Origin of the sequence: Pedobacter polysacchareus (genome assembly GCF_019802255.1) — a bacterium.
Lineage (GTDB): Bacteria > Bacteroidota > Bacteroidia > Sphingobacteriales > Sphingobacteriaceae > Pedobacter > Pedobacter polysacchareus.
Map to the genome: position 1 here is coordinate 270206 of NZ_JAHYSS010000001.1, position 16595 is coordinate 286800.

Here is a 16595-nt window from a genome sequence, read left to right on the forward strand (position 1 = left end):
AAAAAAACACGATTATGAATGGATTAAAAAAAGGATTAGGATTGTTTTGGATGATATTGGGCCCTGCGTCGATCATCTTTTTGTTCTTGCAGGCTTATGAAAAAGTAGGCTTGGCTGCTGAAGGGGTGCAAAAGACAAATACTGCCCTGCAATGGGGGATTATCTTATTCATTTTTATCCCAATCAGCGCAGGCCTGGTGATATTCGGCTATTATGCGCTGAAAGGGGAATATGATCAACTGTCTGAAGGTTCCAAAGAAGCCACCGACTAAAGTACTCTTAATAACAAACCTTTCAGGTACTCTCCTTCAGGGAAAGAAACCCTTACCGGATGGTCTTCTGGTTGGTTGAATTGTTTCAGGATCTGAACTTCTCTTCCTGCGTCTAAAGCAGCCCAGGCAATGATTTGTTTGAAGGTTTCCATGTCTACTGCTCCAGAACAAGAGTAAGTCGCCAATAAACCACCTTTTTCAAGCAGTAACATGCCTAACCTGTTCAGGTCTTTATAAGCTCTTGCAGCCCTGTCTAATGCAGAACGGGAAGGCGCATATTTTGGTGGATCCAATACGATAATGTCGAACTTTTTGCCTTCTTCTTTGAAAATGCGCAGTTGTTTGTTGACATCTGATTGAATGCTTTCCTGACGTGCAGGATCCAGGCCATTGAGTTCCAGGTTATGCTTTAACGTTTCAATTGCCAAAGCAGAGCTATCTACACTGGTTACATGCGCAGCACCCTTTTTTAAGCTGTTTAAAGTGAAACCACCACTGTAGCAGAAGCAGTCCAGTACGTTTTTATCCTTGCTGTAAGCAGCAAGAATATCACGGTTATCACGCTGATCGCAGTAAAAACCAGATTTTTGTCCGTCGGCAATATTGATATGATAAGCGATTCCGTTTTCTTTAACTTCAATGAATTCTGGCGGTGTTTCGCCCCAAAGTAAACCTTGTGTCGCTTCTAAATTTTCATGTTTACGCGCACCAGCGTCACTTTTATCAAAAATACCTCTTGGACTTAATTCTTCAATTAAGATTTCAATTAGTTCCTTTTTCGCATTTTCCATTCCTGAACTCAGTATTTGCAGCGAAAGGAAGTCTGCATATTTATCTACGATTAGTCCAGGAAGGAAGTCTGCCTCACTGAAAACCAATCTGCAGGTATTGGTATCTTCATTTAGTAAATGCTGTCTGGCAGCAATCGCATCGCGAAGTTTCAATTGATACCATGATTTGTCAATGGTTTTACTTTCGTCCCATTCCATTAACCTCAATGCTACCCTGGATTCGGCATTGTAATACGCATAGGCAAGAAATTCTGCGGCTGCAGAACAAACTTTAACGATTTCACCATTTTCTGGTTTTCCCTTAATCTTATCAATTGCTCCTGAAAAAATCCAGGGATGGTGAAGCATTGCCGCTTTTTCTTTTCCTTTTTTAAGTATTACATCAATCATGCTGCAAAGTTAGGAAAAACAATGCTCTTTTTAGTTTGGTGGATTTGGTCGATAAAAGAGCCTATTAATATTCACAAACTCAGACTTCAAGGAAAGGGCTTGAGGTTTTGGCAATAAGTTGTAATTTTAGCGGATGGAAGAAATAACCTGGAATGATTTTGAAAAAGTCGAACTTCGTGCAGGGACGGTGCTGGAAGTATTTGATTTTCCGGAGGCCAGAAAGCCTGCTTACAAGCTGAAAGTAGATTTCGGCGACTATGGTATAAAGATGAGTAGTGCGCAGGTAACGAAACACTATTCAAAAGAAGAACTGGTAGGTCAGCAAATTGTAGGTGTCGTCAATTTTCCTAAAAAACAGATCGGTAAGTTTATGTCGGAATTCCTGGTCACAGGTTTCGCGGATGAGGATGGAGATATTGTGCTGACCACATTAAATGGTACCGTGCCGAATGGCAGTAAAATGATATAAATGAGTTATTTTAATTTTTCAGAAGAAGAGAACCCTGCTGCCGAAGATGAGCATTATATGCGCCTCGCTTTGCAGGAGGCTCAAAAAGCATATGAGGCGGAAGAGATCCCAATTGGGGCAATTATCGTGTGTAAAGGAAGAATTGTTGGTCGTGGATATAACCTCACCGAACAGTTGAACGATGTAACCGCGCATGCGGAAATGCAGGCATTTACGGCTGCTGCCCAGACTTTAGGAGGCAAATACCTAAAAGACTGCACTTTATATGTTACGATTGAGCCTTGTGTCATGTGTGCGGGTGCCAGCTATTGGACACAGATCGGACGACTTGTTTATGGTGCCACAGAACCAAAACGTGGCTTTACCTCTAAAAATGCCAGCCTTCTTCATCCAAAAACAGAATTGAAAGGCGGGGTACTTGCACAGGAATGCGGGGCGCTGATGACACGTTTTTTCGCTAACAAAAGAGGCTAACTTGACAAAGAATTGAACAAAAACTAACGTTTGAATGTTATATTTGTACAAGAAATAATATTTAACCTTAAAATATAATAATATGGCTTTTGAATTACCTGCGTTACCTTACGCAACAGATGCACTAGAACCGCATATTGATAAACTTACAATGGAAATTCACCATGGTAAGCACCACCAAGCATACGTTACCAACTTAAACAAAGCTTTAGAAGGTAAACCAGAAGCGAATCAAAGCATCGAAGAAATCATTAAAAACATCTCTAAGTTTCCTGCTGCAGTAAGAAACAATGGTGGTGGTCACTATAATCACTCTTTATTCTGGGAAATTTTAGGCCCAAATAAAGGTGGCGAGCCTAAAGGAGAATTAGCAGAAGCAATCAATGCTGCTTTCGGTTCTTTCGCTGATTTCAAAACTAAATTTGCTGAAGCTGGTGCTACTCGTTTTGGTTCAGGATGGGCTTGGTTAATCGTTACTGCTGATAAAAAATTAGCGGTTACTTCTTCTCCAAATCAAGATAATCCATTAATGGATATCGCTGAAGTAAAAGGTACTCCACTATTGGGTATGGACGTATGGGAACATGCTTACTACTTAAAATATCAAAACAGACGTCCTGATTATATTTCAGCTTTCTGGAATGTAATAAACTGGGATGCAGTTGCTGCTCGTTTCAAAAAAGCATAGTCAACGCGTTTTAAAAAGAAAGCCTGTAGGGATCTCCTTACAGGCTTTCTTTGTTTTCAGCATTGATTTTCCAGTTCTATTGAGCACCATCATAAAGTGTTTTCCCGTTTAGGAAGCTTAAATCCCAACTACGTCTTTTCTCTTTTTTTGTTTCATAGCCTTTGGAATTACTGCTAGAATTTCTTCTTTTAAGGCGTTCAACATGCGTTTTTTAATGAAATTCTTATGGGTAACCAAGCTGATCTCTCTAACTGGTTCTGGCGATTTAAAATGGCGCACTTTACTGAGTTGTTTAGCATTCAGGTCTGTTAAGGCCAGCTCAGGGAGTAAAGTAGCCCCATTATTCACATCCACCATTCGGATCAGTGTTTCTACGCTTCCAGTGTTATAAGTTAGTCCCTGAAGGCGATTGTCTTTGGTAGACCTACAAATATTCAATACCTGAGAACGCATACAGTGTCCTTCATTTAATAACCAGATGTTCTCTTCTTCCAGGTCATTGGCATCAATTGTTTTCTTTTTATAGAGCTTGCTGTTCTTGCTGATGTAAGTCACAAAGTTTTCATAGTAAAGCGGGAGCTCATTAAGGTGGCTGTCGGCAAGGGGAGTGGCTAGAATGCCGCAGTCTAATACACCTGTTTTAAGGTGGTGGATGATGTCTTCCGTGGTATATTCCCAAATTAAAAGTTTCAGGTCGGGGAATTTTTCCATCATGCCTGAGATCACTCTGGGTAATAAATAGGGGGCTACCGTAGGAATAATCCCTACTTTAAGTTCTCCCACAACCTCCTGTTGCTGACTGCTGATAATTTCCTTGATCTTTTGACTTTCCTGGAGTACCAGTCTGGCCTGTTCGATAATCTGGGCGCCGATTTCTGTAGGGACTACGGGTTGCTTGCTGCGGTCAAAAATCTTGACATTCAGCATTTCTTCCAGTTTTTGTACCTGCATACTTAAGGTGGGCTGCGTCACAAAACATTTATCTGCGGCGCCAACAAAGCTTCTGTAGGTGTCTACGGCAACAATATATTCCAGTTGAACTAAAGTCATATAGCTTAAATTTATCTAGTTTAACAAAGATATCAATTTAAACTATATGATCTTAAGTGGAGTTTGCTTGTGACTTAAATATGTTTGGCTAAAAAGTCCAGGTAGGCCAATTTAATGCCTTCTTCCAGTTCTACTTTATGTTTCCAGCCTAGTGCATGTAGTTTAGAAACATCCATTAGTTTACGGGGTGTGCCATCTGGTTTGCTGCTGTCAAATGTCAATTCTCCTTCAAAACCGATCACTTTCTTGATCAATAAAGCAAGGTCTTTGATGCTCAGGTCTATTCCGGTTCCGATATTCAGGAATCCAGCTTCATCATAATTTTGCATCAGGAAATAACAAGCTTCTGCCAGATCGTCTGCAAAAAGAAACTCGCGCATAGGTGATCCAGAACCCCAAATGTTTACTTCTGCACTGCCATTTACCTTTGCTTCATGAAACTTACGGATCAATGCAGGCAGCACATGCGAGTTTTGTGGGTGATAATTGTCGTTATAACCGTATAGATTGGTTGGCATGACAGAGATAAAATTGCAGTTATACTGCGCCCTGTAAGCTTCGCACATTTTGATTCCAGCAATTTTAGCAATCGCATAAGGCTCATTGGTTTCTTCCAAAAGGCCTGTCAGTAGATAGTCTTCTTTTAATGGCTGTGGTGCTAGTTTCGGATAAATACAGCTCGATCCTAAGAACATCAGCTTAGTAACCCCGGTTTTGTAAGCCTCATGAATCACATTGTTCTGAATGCAAAGATTTTCATATAAAAAGTCTGCCCGGTAAGTATTATTGGCAATAATACCACCTACTTTGGCTGCGGCAAGGAAAACATATTCCGGTTTTTCTGCTGCAAAAAAGTCGGCTACATCCTGTTGATTGCGAAGATCAAGTTCCGATGAGGTTCTGGTGATCAGCTGAGTATACCCTTCCTTTTCCAGTTTACGATAGATTGCTGAGCCAACCATACCGCGATGGCCAGCTACATATATTTTTGCGTTCTTTTCCAATTACAATTCGATTATAGGAACAAAATTACGAAATAGTTCGCATCATCTTTAAGAGACTGATTTAATTGTATTTTTGCATAAAAATATTTTAGTAGTGGGTAAAGATAAATTAAGAAAATTTGCAGAGATAGATACTTTTTCCAATGTCTATCAAATGGAAGAAGGAAAACCTTTGAAGGGTAAATGGGGATCAGATCATTTCAAAAATGAAAAGCCAATTGTATTGGAACTGGCCTGCGGTAAAGGAGAATATTCAGTTAATATGGCGAAATTCTTTCCGGAGAAAAACTTCATCGGGATTGATTTAAAGGGAAATCGCATCTGGAGAGGCGCAAGAACAGGGGTAGATGAAAATATTGAAAACCTGGCCTTCCTAAGGATTCAAATCGAAGATCTGACTGAATACTTTGAAAATGGAGAAGTAGATGAAATCTGGATTACTTTTCCTGACCCTCAGCCGCAGGACAGCAGAGAAAAGAAAAGATTAACTTATGATCGCTTTCTGGATATGTACAAAATCTTGCTTAAACCTGGTGGAAGAGTAAACCTGAAAACAGATAATGATGGTTTATATATGTATACCGTTGAAAAAGTGGAAGAATTAGGCTTGATCTGCCATAAGAAAACAGATCATTTGTATACTTCTGAGTATTATGATGACGTTCTAAAAATAAAAACACATTACGAGCGTATTTACTTGAAACATGATAAAAATATCAATTATATACAGTTCTCATTTGAATAATACTGCTGGAATGGTCTGTTCTTTTTAGAACACCGTTTGTTTTGAAGAGTTAAAAATTAAAAATCATCGGATGGAGCAATCATTTTATGACCAGGTTTTTGAATTGGTTAGGCTAATTCCAAAAGGAAGGGTGTCTTCTTATGGTGCAATTGCGAAAAGTTTAGGCGCTGGTGGCTCTGCCCGTATGGTCGGATATGCCATGAGTACCGCCGGTGCCGCGCATCCAGCTGTTCCCGCTCATCGGGTAGTGAATAGTTCGGGACTGCTCACTGGTAAGTTTCATTTTAAAACGCCGGAAATGATGCAGGAGCTACTGGAAGCGGAAGGTATTGTGGTGAAGAATGATAAGGTGCAGAATTTTAAAAATTTGCTCTGGAACCCTTTATTGGAACTTTAATCTATGCTGGAACGCTAAGCAGTTATGTAGTCAGAGAGAATTCTCTTAACAGAAAGAGGGTTCCGCATTAAAATGATGTTCCTTTGCCAAGAAGATGTTCTTTTTAAATAACGTAAAATAATAAATCTATAGGATTAACTGATTATGGGAAAATTAGTAGAAGAATTTAACGACTATCGTTCTAAAATGAATGATAGGATTATGGAGACTGCAAATACAAATATCAAACGCTTTTTTGCATTAGATACCACCACGTATGCGGAAGGCGCATTAAATGTGAAAACCAAAGAAATGTTGGGTTTAGTAGCTTCGATGGTATTACGCTGCGATGATTGCATTAAATATCATTTGGAAAAATGTTTTCATGAAGGGGTCAGTAATGAAGAAATCAATGAAGTTTTCATGATTGCAAATCTAGTTGGAGGGTCGATTGTAATTCCTCACTACAGAAGAGCGGTTGAATACTGGGACGAATTGAGTCAATAGTATTTAGGAATTTAGACAATGGGTATAGCCATTAATTAAGTAGCTTCCAAAGAATTAAAAAGCCTCCAAAAAATATTAATTGATCAAAAGATGTCAGAAATTATCAGATGCGGGTGGTGTGGTACCGATCCTTTATATGTAAAATACCATGATGAGGAATGGGGAAAGCCTGTTTATGACGACCAAACGCTTTTTGAATTTTTAATTCTTGAAGGCGCACAGGCTGGGCTCAGCTGGATCACTATTTTAAAAAGAAGGGCCGGATATAAGGCTGCTTTTGCTGATTTTGATGTTCAAAAAGTTGCCGCTTTTACGGAATTAGATGAGGAGCGTCTAATGAATGATCCAGGGATCATCAGGAACCGGTTAAAGGTAAAAGCAGCCATCAACAATGCCCGTCTTTTCATCGAGATCCAAAAAGAATTTGGATCTTTTTCGGATTTTATCTGGGGATTTATTCCAGGAAAAAAGCCGATTGTTAACGTTGTCAAGTCTTTAAGTGATGTTCCTGCACGCACAGAAATATCTGATGCCATTAGTAAAGACATGAAAAAGCGCGGATTTAAGTTCTTTGGAACAACGATTTGCTATGCGCACATGCAAGCCACCGGTATGGTTAATGACCATATTGCCGGCTGTATCAGTAAGTAAGTGCCTGCTACAAACAGCCTTTATTTATGCGCTTCATTATAAGCCGTTACAAAAGCGATAATTGACTTTGAATCAAAGTTTTCTGTCGCTTTTATCTTTTCTGCCAGATCCGCATCATCACCTAATTGTTCTAGCAATACCGTTTTGATCCGCTGATTGTTTTCGGCTAAGCCCGCTCCATCAACAGGCATTTCCATTAAGCGGCCAGTACCTGGCTTCTCCATAAAAAATGTTGCAGGCATCATTTTCTTTGCAGGTGGCTCTTGGTTGCGCCCACCCAGAATGGTAATCCCGGCACCAACCCCTACACCACTACCGAAGGTACCTGTTCCAGCGCCAATGCCAATACTTGGTATAATCCGCGTTTTTTTAGCCGCTGGAGGATCAACAAGAACGTTTCCGCCTATAGAATACAAGTTAATGGACCCATACTCAATGATTTTGAAAAACCTGTGCTGTGTTTTTTTATTGACAGTAATTGGCTTACTTACATAAGTTGCGCCATTCCAAACAAATTCCTGGATCTCTGAGGCTTTATATTGAACGACAGATTCATCGTCTTTTGTGAAGACTACAGAGGAATAGTTAGTCCCCTGGATTGTCCCTCTAACAAAATTTCCCGGAGAAAACACAATAATATCTTGCGCCATTGCGCCAATACCTGCAATCGTTAGTAAAACAAACAGGCCTAAGGTCTTTATCGTTTTCATCATGATCAAATAACGGAAATTATTTGCTGTTGTTATGGATAATGACAAACAATTATTTAAGTATTAGTACCTTTATCCGATGCGGTTGTTGCTGATATGGATGTAATAGTCTATCAGCTAATCGTCCAATAATAAAGTATACATGTAATGGAGGATCAGCAGCTGATGATCGCATCCTAATCAATAAAAAACGAATACTGATGAAAAAACTTTTTCTTCTTGACGGCATGGCGCTCATTTACAGAGCACACTTTGCATTGAGTAAAAACCCCCGGTTTACGTCCACAGGAATCAATACATCGGCAGTGATGGGTTTTGCAAACACCTTAATGGAGGTGCTGAAAAAGGAAAAACCAAGTCATATTGCTGTGGTTTTTGATACCGAGGCTCCTACAGAGAGACATACCGATTTCGAGGCGTATAAGGCGCACCGACAAGCAATGCCGGAAGATTTGTCTGCCGCTCTACCTTATGTCTTTAAGCTGATTGAAGGATTTAAAATTCCAGTCATTACCAAAGACGGTTTTGAAGCAGATGACATCATTGGAACTTTAGCAAAAGAAGGCGAAAAACAAGGTTTCACCGTGTACTGTATGACTCCCGATAAAGATTTCGCCCAACTGGTGTCTGAAAATATTTTCATTTACAAACCTGCTCGTATGGGGAATGAAATGGAAATCATGGGTGTTGATGAGGTGAAAGCGAAATGGGAAATTGAAGATGTAAAGCAAGTGATTGATATCCTCGGTCTATGGGGTGATGCAGTGGATAATATCCCGGGTATTCCAGGCATTGGAGAAAAAACGGCGAAATCATTGATCCAGAAATATGGCTCAATGGAAAACATCATCGCGAATTCCCATGAGCTAAAAGGAAAACAACGTGAAAACGTAGAGGCTTATGCAGAACAAGGTTTATTGTCTAAGAAGCTGGCAACCATCATCCTGGATGTTCCGGTAGAATTTAACGCAGATCAACTGGTAATAGAGTCTCCGAGCCGTGAATTATTAGAGCCATTATTTGCAGAACTGGAATTCAGAACCATCGGTAAACGTGTTTTTGGAGAAGAGTTTAATGTGAATGAGGCGAAAGCATCTGTTTCTCAGCAAATCGACTTATTTGGCAGCCCAGTGGATCAGCCAGCAGGTAAGACCGGCACATTTGTGTCTGCTCCAACCTTCTCTGAAGAAACACCTGCGTCAAAAACAATAGAAAATACCACACACAATTATCAACTGTTAGCTACTCCGGACTTGCGCAAGTCATTGATCGCACAGCTGGAAAAGGAAGCAAGCATTTGCTTCGATACGGAAACTACCGGTACAGATGCAAATCTTGCAGACTTGGTTGGAATTTCTTTCAGCACCAAACCTGGAGAAGGTTATTATATTCCTTTGTCTGCAGATAGAGCAGAAGCATCAGCAATTCTGGAAGAATTCAGAGGTGTTCTTGAAAATGAAAACATTGAAAAGATCGGGCAGAACATCAAATATGATATTCTGATCATGAAATGGTATGGTATTCATATCAAAGGAAAACTTTTTGATACCATGCTGGCGCATTACCTGATTGATCCGGATACCAGACACAACATGGACGTCCTTTCTGAAAATTACCTGGGTTATACCCCAATTTCTATCACAAAACTGATAGGAGCAAAAGGAAAAAATCAGGGGAATATGAGAGACGTCCCAGTAGAGCAAGTGGTAGATTATGCTGCGGAAGATGCAGATGTGACTTTGCAGCTGGCGAATGTTTTCAGACCGATGTTAAAGGAACTGAACGTAGAAGATCTGGCCAGGGATGTAGAAAATCCTTTAGTTTATGTCCTTGCTGCGATTGAAAAAGAAGGAGTTAGAATCGATGTAGATACCCTTAATAATTATTCAAAAGAACTGGAAATCGACATCAGAAAATTTGAGCAGAATGTTTTCGAGAAGTGTGGCGTTACCTTTAATCTCGCTTCACCTAAACAGCTTGGAGAAGTACTTTTCGATAAATTACAGCTGGATCCTAAAGCTAAAAAAACTAAAACCGGACAGTATCAAACCGGAGAAGATGTGTTATTGGCACTGGCCAGCAAAAGTGATATTGTAAAAGACATCCTTGATTTCCGCCAATTACAAAAGCTGAAATCGACCTATGTAGATGCCTTACCATTGTTGGTAAATCCAAAAACAGGAAGGGTACATACCAGCTACAATCAGGCTGTAGCGGCTACAGGAAGGTTAAGTTCTAACAACCCTAACCTGCAGAACATTCCTATTCGCAGTGATCGCGGTAGAGAAGTTCGTAAAGCTTTTATCCCAAGAGATGAAAACCACATCTTACTTTCTGCGGATTATTCTCAAATAGAGCTGAGAATTATTGCCGAAATCAGCAAGGAAGAAAACATGCTGGACGCCTTTAATAAAGGAATTGACATCCATACGGCAACTGCTGCACGTGTATATGGCATCACCATTGAAGAAGTAACTTCAGATCAGCGTCGGAATGCTAAAGCGGTAAACTTTGGAATTATCTACGGTCAATCTGCTTTCGGATTGTCTCAGAACCTTGGCATTCCAAGAAAAGAAGCCGCTGCTATTATTGAACAATATTTTGAACAATATCCAGGAATTCAGCGCTACATGGCAGATACCATGAACTTCGCCAGAGAAAATGGCTTCGTAGAAACCATCCTCGGCAGAAGAAGGTACCTGAGAGACATTAACTCTGCCAATCAAACTGTACGCGGTTTTGCAGAGCGAAATGCCATCAATGCGCCAATCCAAGGTTCTGCAGCAGATATGATCAAAGTAGCCATGCTAAACATCCATAAAGATATTCAGGATCAGGGCTTGCAATCAAAAATGACCATGCAAGTGCATGATGAGCTAGTCTTTGATGTGTTAAAAACGGAAGTGGAAGCCATGAAAAAGATCATTACCCACCGCATGAAAACAGCGATAAAGACTACTGTGCCGATTGAAATAGAAATCGGTGAAGGAAACAATTGGCTGGAAGCACATTAAATAACAAAGGAGGTGTGCCAATCGACGACATGCCTCCTTTGTTATAAAAGATAATTATCAATTGGCTCCTTCAAAAAGCCTCTATACGCCTTTACAGGTCAATCGTTTCGCCAATTGCTGGCAATAACAACACTTTATTCTCTCTGTTGAACTTTGCAACTGCTTCTTCCGTGTCAATAGTAATCACTGGGAACGTATTGTAATGTACTCCAATTACTTTATTACAGTCAAAATATTTCGTAGCGGTGAGTGCATCATCTACATCCATTGTGTAATTTCCACCAATCGGTAAAATCGCATAATCTAAATTGTAAAGTTCTGCAAGCAATTTCATTTCTACCGTCAGAGAAGTATCTCCGGCAAAATAAATAGTCTTTCCGCCAGTTTCCAATACAAATCCCGCAGGATTTCCACCATAACTGCCATCAGGCATAGAGCTGGAATGCGCGGCCCATACCATTCTTAACTTACCGAACTCAAATTTCTGAGCACCATAATTCATATCGTGTGTATTGGTTACGCCTTGTGCTTTCGCCCAGCCAATCACTTCGGGCATAGCAATCACTACTGCATTTGTTTGTTTAGCCAGACTCACCAGGTCGGCCACATGATCACCATGTCCATGACTCACCAGAATGTAATCTGCTTCGATCTTGGTGGTGTCAATGTGTTTCGCCAGTCCATTCGGGCTAATAAATGGGTCAAAAAGAAATTTCTTGCCATCTGCTTCTAATAAAAAGCAAGATTGACCATAATAAGTATACTTCATGAGGCTATGAAATTAAGGTTTAAAACGAATGACTATTGGCCAAACAGACCGCCAAGGCCACCCATCATCGACTGTGTAGCGGCTTGCATTTCATGCGCGCTTACTTGTTCCGCTTGTGCTAAAGCCTTGTTGATGGCAGTTAACAGCAGTTCTTCTAATTCTTCTTTATCTGCTTGTTTGTAAAATTCTTCTTCGATTTCTACTGCAGTAATGGCTTTATTAGCTGTTGCTGTAATGCGGATGGCACCACCTTCTACTTCACCAAAAACAGAAACCGTATCTAATCTCTTTTTTATCTCTTCGGCTTGCTTTTGTGCAGCCATTAATTTATCGAACATAAGCTTGTTTATTTATTACAACAACGAAATTAAGGGAAATTGGTTTAAAGAAATCATTTTATGTGAAGATTTCCTGGAGGACAATTAAAAAAAACAGCCGTATCCGACAGGATACAGCTGTAGTCATAAGTAGATAAAAGAAGGTTACATGCCTAAACCAACGGTCATTCCGGTCACTGTTCTTGGAAAATCAGTCAGCGAGGTGGCTACACCACTAGTCAGGTTAATCGTATATATTTTATTGACACCGCCAACAGTAAAGATGGCGTAAGCCGTCCCTGAAGCACTGCCAATGTCAAAGCCATTGGTGCTTTCCACATTGATGCCCAGGCTGCCAACTTCTACTAAAGTCCCGTCATTTGGCGGCGTTTGTTTGTACAGTTTATCGGTGGCATGGTCAATGTCGAAGAGCACAGTTTCTGTGGCACCAGCAAAGTTATTGGTATAGGCTGCGGCACTTACAGACGGAGTTCCTGGTTTCAAGATTCCATCTATAGCGGCTACAGCGCCAGTTTCTGGATGTAATCGTAAATTCTGACCATCATTGCCTACCACACGAATCCGGTCTACAGTAGGATTGAAATCAAAGCCATAGCTGCTGCCGGTTAACAGTGTAGTCAATACTCCAGAACCAACTACGGTGAAGGCGCCTGTTGCAGTATTCACGGTATAGAGTCTGCTGGAACTTCCTAAAGCATAAATCTGGCCGTTAGCAGGTCTGAAATCGATGCCCAATATGGTTTCTGACGGTGCTAATCCTGTAATTGGCTTAGAAACCAGGCTTGCCGGACTCATCGGGTTAAAAATTAAAAAGTTGTTGGCATTGTCTACCGCATAGGCTACTGGATCTGTAGGAATCGCCAGGCCTTCAACTGGACTGGCAGTTGGGAATTTCCCTGCAAGGGTTGCTTTACCGGTTTCCAGGCTGATGGTATAAAGGCTGGAGACACCGGCAACAGTGCCAGCTGCAAGCGCTTTTGTATTGTCCGCTGAAATGTCAAATGCGGCACTAGTGCCTATTTCTACGCCTAAAGCGCCAACTTCTACAAGTTTTCCATCGTTTGGTGGATCTTGCTTATATAGCTTTTTGCTGGTCAGGTCGATGTCGAAAAGTATGGTAGCTGCGGCTCCAGCTTTGCTATTGGTATAAGCTGCACCAGAGATGTTTGGATTGGTCACCCCATTGATATTGCCATCTGTAGCAGCTACAGCGCCTGTTTCTGGATGAAGTCTAAGATTTTGTCCGGTGTTGGTAATCAGACGGATACGGTCTACAGTTGGGTTGAAATCTATGCTCACCGCAGTTCCGTTAATCGCCGGACTAAAGCCTGTTCCAATGGCTCTGGCTATCCCATTTAATCGGATCGCAAATAGCTTACTAGTGTTACTTACCCCGTAAAGTTCTCCTGTAGCAGGACGGAAATCGATACTCAAAATCTTTTCGTTTAATGCAAGTCCGGTAATGGCAACGGTAGACATTGCTGTGCTGACATCTTTTGCATTAAATTTAAGGAGGTTGTTGTTGGATAAGGTGTAGAAAACCTGATCTGGGCCTGAAACAGGCATTGTTGGCGGATCGATGATGGTATTTTTGTCTTTCTTGCAGGCGGTGATGCTTGCCATGACAGCGAGCATAACCAGTAAGGATTTCTTTAGGAGAATCCCTTTTATGTTAAAGTTTTTCATAGATAGGTGTTTTATGATAGGTTATTGATACCTACGCAAAAAAACTTAGTCCGGTTTTGTTGTTCCTGACTCCTTTATGGAGTTAAATGCGAGTAACCGTATGACGTTTCTATTTCATTAAAGCTTTATTAAAGTCAATAAACAACCTGAAAAGGTCTTCAAACTTGGTTAAGGGCAAGGTTAAAGATAGATCATTGATGTCGTGATAGGCCGCAATTCCGCCCTGCGTATACAGGAAAAAAGCAGGTACACCTTTCTCTGTGAAAAAATAGTGGTCGCTATTGGCAGCTTTACCTCTGGAGTTGATTTTACTCAGGTACTTTTTGTTTTGATTGATTTGCTGTAGTAAGGCGAATTCTTTGGGGTGAAGCGTGGCGTTGACTACTGTAATGCCGTTTTCACCAGTACCCACCATATCTACATTCATCAAGAACCGGATGTGATGAAGGTCAATTAAAGGATGTTCCGTGAAATATCTGGAGCCTTGTAAGCCATTTTCTTCACCTGCAAAGCCGATAAAAGCGATCGTATACCGCTGAGGGTACCTGGCGTAATATTTTGAGAGGTTCAGCAAGAGCGCGATTCCACTGGCATTATCATTGGCTCCGGGAAAATAAGTAGCCTTCCCTAAACTCCCCAGGTGATCGTAATGTGCGGTCATTAACAGGATCGAATCCGGATACTGTGTGCCTTTTACCATGGCACAAACATTGGCCGCCTGGAATTCAGGCAGAAATTTATTTTCAATGTGAATCGATATCTTTTCAGGAATCTCAGTTATTGCTTTTTTATCGACTTCTATAACCGTATAATCAGCTGCTTCCGGCGCTACAGACCAGGTCAGCTTATCTTTCAGTAGGACAAGCAGCCGATGTTCGGCATTGATAAAACTGACACTGTCTTTTTGTGCTAAGGTGAGATTTTCCTCTTTTAGTCCTCTACTTTCGGGGCTCAGCAGAAAATCCTTTCCCGGAAGGAGTATTTTTCCATTGATACGCAGCATCATTTCGCCAGGAAAGGTGTTTGCCGGATAGCTGAAAACCTGTTTGAAGTCATTTCCATCCATCGGAACTAAGCCGTAAGCGGCAAATGAGGAGCTGATAAAGCTGGCCGCTTTCGCCATGCCATCCTTGGTATAACCCCGTCCCCACATTTCCCTGGAAGTCAGGGTGTCTATCACCTTTCTAGCCATTTTTAAATCTTGCCCGAAGACCGGTTTTGTAAAAATAAACAGGAAGATAAACATCAGCTTTTTCATCTAAGGGCAGGGGTTTGAAAACGAATATAAGGGATTTAAACCTGTGACGGATTAAAACAGATCGGTAAAAGTATTGTTATTGCAGGGAACCCCTATACCTGATCTCTAAAATATGAACATTCGATCTAATGAACCCTTCTGGCTAGTAAAAAATGGATTGCTGCATACTTACCCTTCCTTGAAGGAAAACATCATTTGCGAAGTTCTGATTGTAGGAAGTGGCATTACAGGTGCCTTAATGGCGCATTCCATGATGAAGCAAGGATATGATACCGTATTGATAGACAAAAGAGAAATCGCTAATGGCAGCAGTTCAGCGACGACCTCTATGCTCCAATACGAGATTGATGTGCCACTTTATAAGTTAACGGAAATGATTGGCGCGCAAGGCGCGATTGCCAGTTATAAAGCTTGTAGAGATGCCATTTATACCTTAAAAGATTTGGTAAAGGAGATTGCATCGCCCTGCGGATTTGAGCGTAAAGAATCTCTTTATTTTGCAGGCAGGCGTAAAGATGTATCCTGGCTGAAAACAGAATTTGAAGCCCGGAAAACGGCGGGTTTCGCTGTCAGCTGGCTAGAGAAGAAAGAAATTAAAGAGCGCTATGGCATTCTGGCAGAAGGCGGGATTTTATCTGAAGATGGAGGAAGTGTGGATGCTTTTTGCCTGGCACATGATCTGCTCCATTACAACGCCAAAAAAGGGCTGCGGGTATTTGACAAGACGGCACTGAAAAAGGTGAAATACGAAAAAGATAAGGTACTGGTGGAGCTGGAAACCGGGCTGCAGATTACCGCAGGAAAGGTGATTTACTGCACGGGTTATGAAACACAGGCGATGTTACCGGAAAAGGTGGTTTCCCTAAAAAGTACTTATGCCATGGTGAGTGAAAAGGACCATAGCTTATCACCAGAACTGGAAAACACGCTATTTTGGAATACAGACACCCCATATCTGTATATGCGGAGTACCGCTGATGGCCGGTTATTGGTTGGCGGTGAAGATGAAAACTTTAAAAATCCGGGGCTTAGAGATGCGCTGCTTGGCAAAAAAAGAGATCGACTGATCAAAACGTTAAAAACGTATCTCCCGGATCATCAGTTTGTTGAGGATTTCTGCTGGTGCGGTACCTTTGGAGAAACCAAAGACGGATTACCCTATATCGGAGCCCATCCAAAGTTTCCCAACAGCTATTTCGTCCTGGGCTTCGGCGGAAATGGCATCACTTTCTCTATAGCAGGAATGGACATCATTCCAGAGATGATGAAAGGCATGCCTGGCTTACTGTCACATTATTTTAGATTTGGCAGGTAAAATGTTGTTTTTAAGTCATTTATGTATTTTCTGTTTTTGAAAAATTAATGAAAACTTAATGCTTAAAGGGATCATGCTTTTATCTATT

The 16595-nt window shown here is 41.1% G+C and carries 18 protein-coding genes; 10 read left to right on the forward strand and 8 right to left on the reverse strand.

Going from position 1 to position 16595, the window contains the following annotated elements; genetic code table 11:
• The first annotated feature begins 14 nt into the window (after positions 1-14).
• Complete coding sequence (locus tag K7X70_RS01065) at positions 15-272, forward strand: DUF6814 family protein (RefSeq protein ID WP_222535337.1); 258 nt, start codon at positions 15-17, stop codon at positions 270-272.
• On the opposite strand, the gene K7X70_RS01070 is transcribed toward K7X70_RS01065, so the two are convergent.
• Entirely contained in the window at positions 269-1453 is a 1185-nt protein-coding gene (locus tag K7X70_RS01070; protein ID WP_222535338.1) for a class I SAM-dependent rRNA methyltransferase, read from the reverse strand. The two genes, K7X70_RS01065 and K7X70_RS01070, sit on opposite strands and share 4 nt — an antisense overlap.
• 133 nt (positions 1454-1586) lie before the next feature.
• Between K7X70_RS01070 and K7X70_RS01075 the strand changes: the two genes are divergently transcribed.
• From K7X70_RS01075 to K7X70_RS01085, 3 genes are all read left to right on the forward strand, one after another.
• Entirely contained in the window at positions 1587-1922 is a 336-nt protein-coding gene (locus K7X70_RS01075; RefSeq protein WP_222535339.1) for a tRNA-binding protein, read from the forward strand.
• Positions 1923-2396 (forward strand): nucleoside deaminase, encoded by a 474-nt coding sequence (locus K7X70_RS01080; protein ID WP_222535340.1) that lies wholly within the window; start codon positions 1923-1925, stop codon positions 2394-2396.
• An 82-nt stretch (positions 2397-2478) separates the two neighbouring features.
• Positions 2479-3084, forward strand: a complete 606-nt coding sequence (locus tag K7X70_RS01085) for a superoxide dismutase (protein WP_222535341.1) — start codon at positions 2479-2481, stop codon at positions 3082-3084.
• A gap of 117 nt (positions 3085-3201) precedes the next feature.
• On the opposite strand, the gene K7X70_RS01090 is transcribed toward K7X70_RS01085, so the two are convergent.
• Positions 3202-4134, reverse strand: coding sequence for a hydrogen peroxide-inducible genes activator (locus K7X70_RS01090; protein WP_222535342.1), 933 nt, complete (start codon positions 4132-4134; stop codon positions 3202-3204).
• A 74-nt stretch (positions 4135-4208) separates the two neighbouring features.
• Positions 4209-5138, reverse strand: coding sequence for a GDP-L-fucose synthase (gene fcl / locus K7X70_RS01095; protein ID WP_222535343.1), 930 nt, complete (start codon positions 5136-5138; stop codon positions 4209-4211).
• A gap of 94 nt (positions 5139-5232) precedes the next feature.
• On the opposite strand from fcl, the gene trmB reads away from it, so the two are divergent.
• The 4 genes from trmB (at position 5233) to K7X70_RS01115 (ending at position 7417) form a co-directional block, all read left to right on the forward strand.
• Positions 5233-5883, forward strand: a complete 651-nt coding sequence (gene trmB / locus K7X70_RS01100; protein ID WP_222535836.1) for a tRNA (guanosine(46)-N7)-methyltransferase TrmB — start codon at positions 5233-5235, stop codon at positions 5881-5883.
• A gap of 70 nt (positions 5884-5953) precedes the next feature.
• A complete protein-coding gene (locus K7X70_RS01105) occupies positions 5954-6280 on the forward strand; it encodes an MGMT family protein (protein ID WP_222535344.1) in 327 nt (108 codons plus the stop codon).
• 144 nt (positions 6281-6424) lie between these two features.
• Positions 6425-6766: a carboxymuconolactone decarboxylase family protein gene (locus tag K7X70_RS01110; protein WP_187667187.1), complete on the forward strand. Its 342-nt coding sequence runs from the start codon at positions 6425-6427 to the stop codon at positions 6764-6766.
• Between the two features lie 90 nt (positions 6767-6856).
• Positions 6857-7417 carry a DNA-3-methyladenine glycosylase I gene (locus tag K7X70_RS01115; RefSeq protein ID WP_222535345.1) on the forward strand — a complete coding sequence of 187 codons (561 nt, stop codon included), beginning with the start codon at positions 6857-6859 and terminating at the stop codon, positions 7415-7417.
• Between the two features lie 20 nt (positions 7418-7437).
• On the opposite strand, the gene K7X70_RS01120 is transcribed toward K7X70_RS01115, so the two are convergent.
• Positions 7438-8130, reverse strand: a complete 693-nt coding sequence (locus tag K7X70_RS01120) for a hypothetical protein (protein ID WP_255606856.1) — start codon at positions 8128-8130, stop codon at positions 7438-7440.
• Positions 8131-8327: 197 nt separating this feature from the next.
• On the opposite strand from K7X70_RS01120, the gene polA reads away from it, so the two are divergent.
• Positions 8328-11141, forward strand: a complete 2814-nt coding sequence (polA, locus tag K7X70_RS01125; protein ID WP_222535346.1) for a DNA polymerase I — start codon at positions 8328-8330, stop codon at positions 11139-11141.
• 91 nt (positions 11142-11232) lie between these two features.
• On the opposite strand, the gene K7X70_RS01130 is transcribed toward polA, so the two are convergent.
• From K7X70_RS01130 to K7X70_RS01145, 4 genes are all read right to left on the reverse strand, one after another.
• On the reverse strand, positions 11233-11910 hold the full coding sequence (locus tag K7X70_RS01130) for a metal-dependent hydrolase (protein WP_222535347.1): 678 nt from the start codon (positions 11908-11910) through the stop codon (positions 11233-11235).
• Between the two features lie 32 nt (positions 11911-11942).
• Complete coding sequence (locus K7X70_RS01135; RefSeq protein WP_062546437.1) at positions 11943-12248, reverse strand: YbaB/EbfC family nucleoid-associated protein; 306 nt, start codon at positions 12246-12248, stop codon at positions 11943-11945.
• A gap of 144 nt (positions 12249-12392) precedes the next feature.
• A complete protein-coding gene (locus K7X70_RS01140) occupies positions 12393-13934 on the reverse strand; it encodes a DUF4394 domain-containing protein (RefSeq protein WP_222535348.1) in 1542 nt (513 codons plus the stop codon).
• A 109-nt stretch (positions 13935-14043) separates the two neighbouring features.
• A complete protein-coding gene (locus K7X70_RS01145) occupies positions 14044-15192 on the reverse strand; it encodes a M28 family metallopeptidase (protein WP_222535349.1) in 1149 nt (382 codons plus the stop codon).
• 112 nt (positions 15193-15304) lie between these two features.
• Here K7X70_RS01145 and K7X70_RS01150 point away from each other — a divergent pair, with 112 nt between their 5' ends.
• Positions 15305-16507, forward strand: coding sequence for an NAD(P)/FAD-dependent oxidoreductase (locus K7X70_RS01150; RefSeq protein ID WP_222535350.1), 1203 nt, complete (start codon positions 15305-15307; stop codon positions 16505-16507).
• The last annotated feature ends 88 nt before the right edge of the window (positions 16508-16595 follow it).

Coding starts and splice junctions, on each gene's coding strand:
- K7X70_RS01065 (WP_222535337.1), top strand. CDS start 15: ATGAATGGATTAAAAAAAGGATTAGGATTGTTTTGGATGATATTGGGC.
- K7X70_RS01070 (WP_222535338.1), bottom strand. CDS start 1,453: ATGATTGATGTAATACTTAAAAAAGGAAAAGAAAAAGCGGCAATGCTT.
- K7X70_RS01075 (WP_222535339.1), top strand. CDS start 1,587: ATGGAAGAAATAACCTGGAATGATTTTGAAAAAGTCGAACTTCGTGCA.
- K7X70_RS01080 (WP_222535340.1), top strand. CDS start 1,923: ATGAGTTATTTTAATTTTTCAGAAGAAGAGAACCCTGCTGCCGAAGAT.
- K7X70_RS01085 (WP_222535341.1), top strand. CDS start 2,479: ATGGCTTTTGAATTACCTGCGTTACCTTACGCAACAGATGCACTAGAA.
- K7X70_RS01090 (WP_222535342.1), bottom strand. CDS start 4,134: ATGACTTTAGTTCAACTGGAATATATTGTTGCCGTAGACACCTACAGA.
- K7X70_RS01105 (WP_222535344.1), top strand. CDS start 5,954: ATGGAGCAATCATTTTATGACCAGGTTTTTGAATTGGTTAGGCTAATT.
- K7X70_RS01110 (WP_187667187.1), top strand. CDS start 6,425: ATGGGAAAATTAGTAGAAGAATTTAACGACTATCGTTCTAAAATGAAT.
- K7X70_RS01115 (WP_222535345.1), top strand. CDS start 6,857: ATGTCAGAAATTATCAGATGCGGGTGGTGTGGTACCGATCCTTTATAT.
- K7X70_RS01120 (WP_255606856.1), bottom strand. CDS start 8,130: ATGATGAAAACGATAAAGACCTTAGGCCTGTTTGTTTTACTAACGATT.
- polA (WP_222535346.1), top strand. CDS start 8,328: ATGAAAAAACTTTTTCTTCTTGACGGCATGGCGCTCATTTACAGAGCA.
- K7X70_RS01130 (WP_222535347.1), bottom strand. CDS start 11,910: ATGAAGTATACTTATTATGGTCAATCTTGCTTTTTATTAGAAGCAGAT.
- K7X70_RS01135 (WP_062546437.1), bottom strand. CDS start 12,248: ATGTTCGATAAATTAATGGCTGCACAAAAGCAAGCCGAAGAGATAAAA.
- K7X70_RS01140 (WP_222535348.1), bottom strand. CDS start 13,934: ATGAAAAACTTTAACATAAAAGGGATTCTCCTAAAGAAATCCTTACTG.
- K7X70_RS01145 (WP_222535349.1), bottom strand. CDS start 15,192: ATGAAAAAGCTGATGTTTATCTTCCTGTTTATTTTTACAAAACCGGTC.
- K7X70_RS01150 (WP_222535350.1), top strand. CDS start 15,305: ATGAACATTCGATCTAATGAACCCTTCTGGCTAGTAAAAAATGGATTG.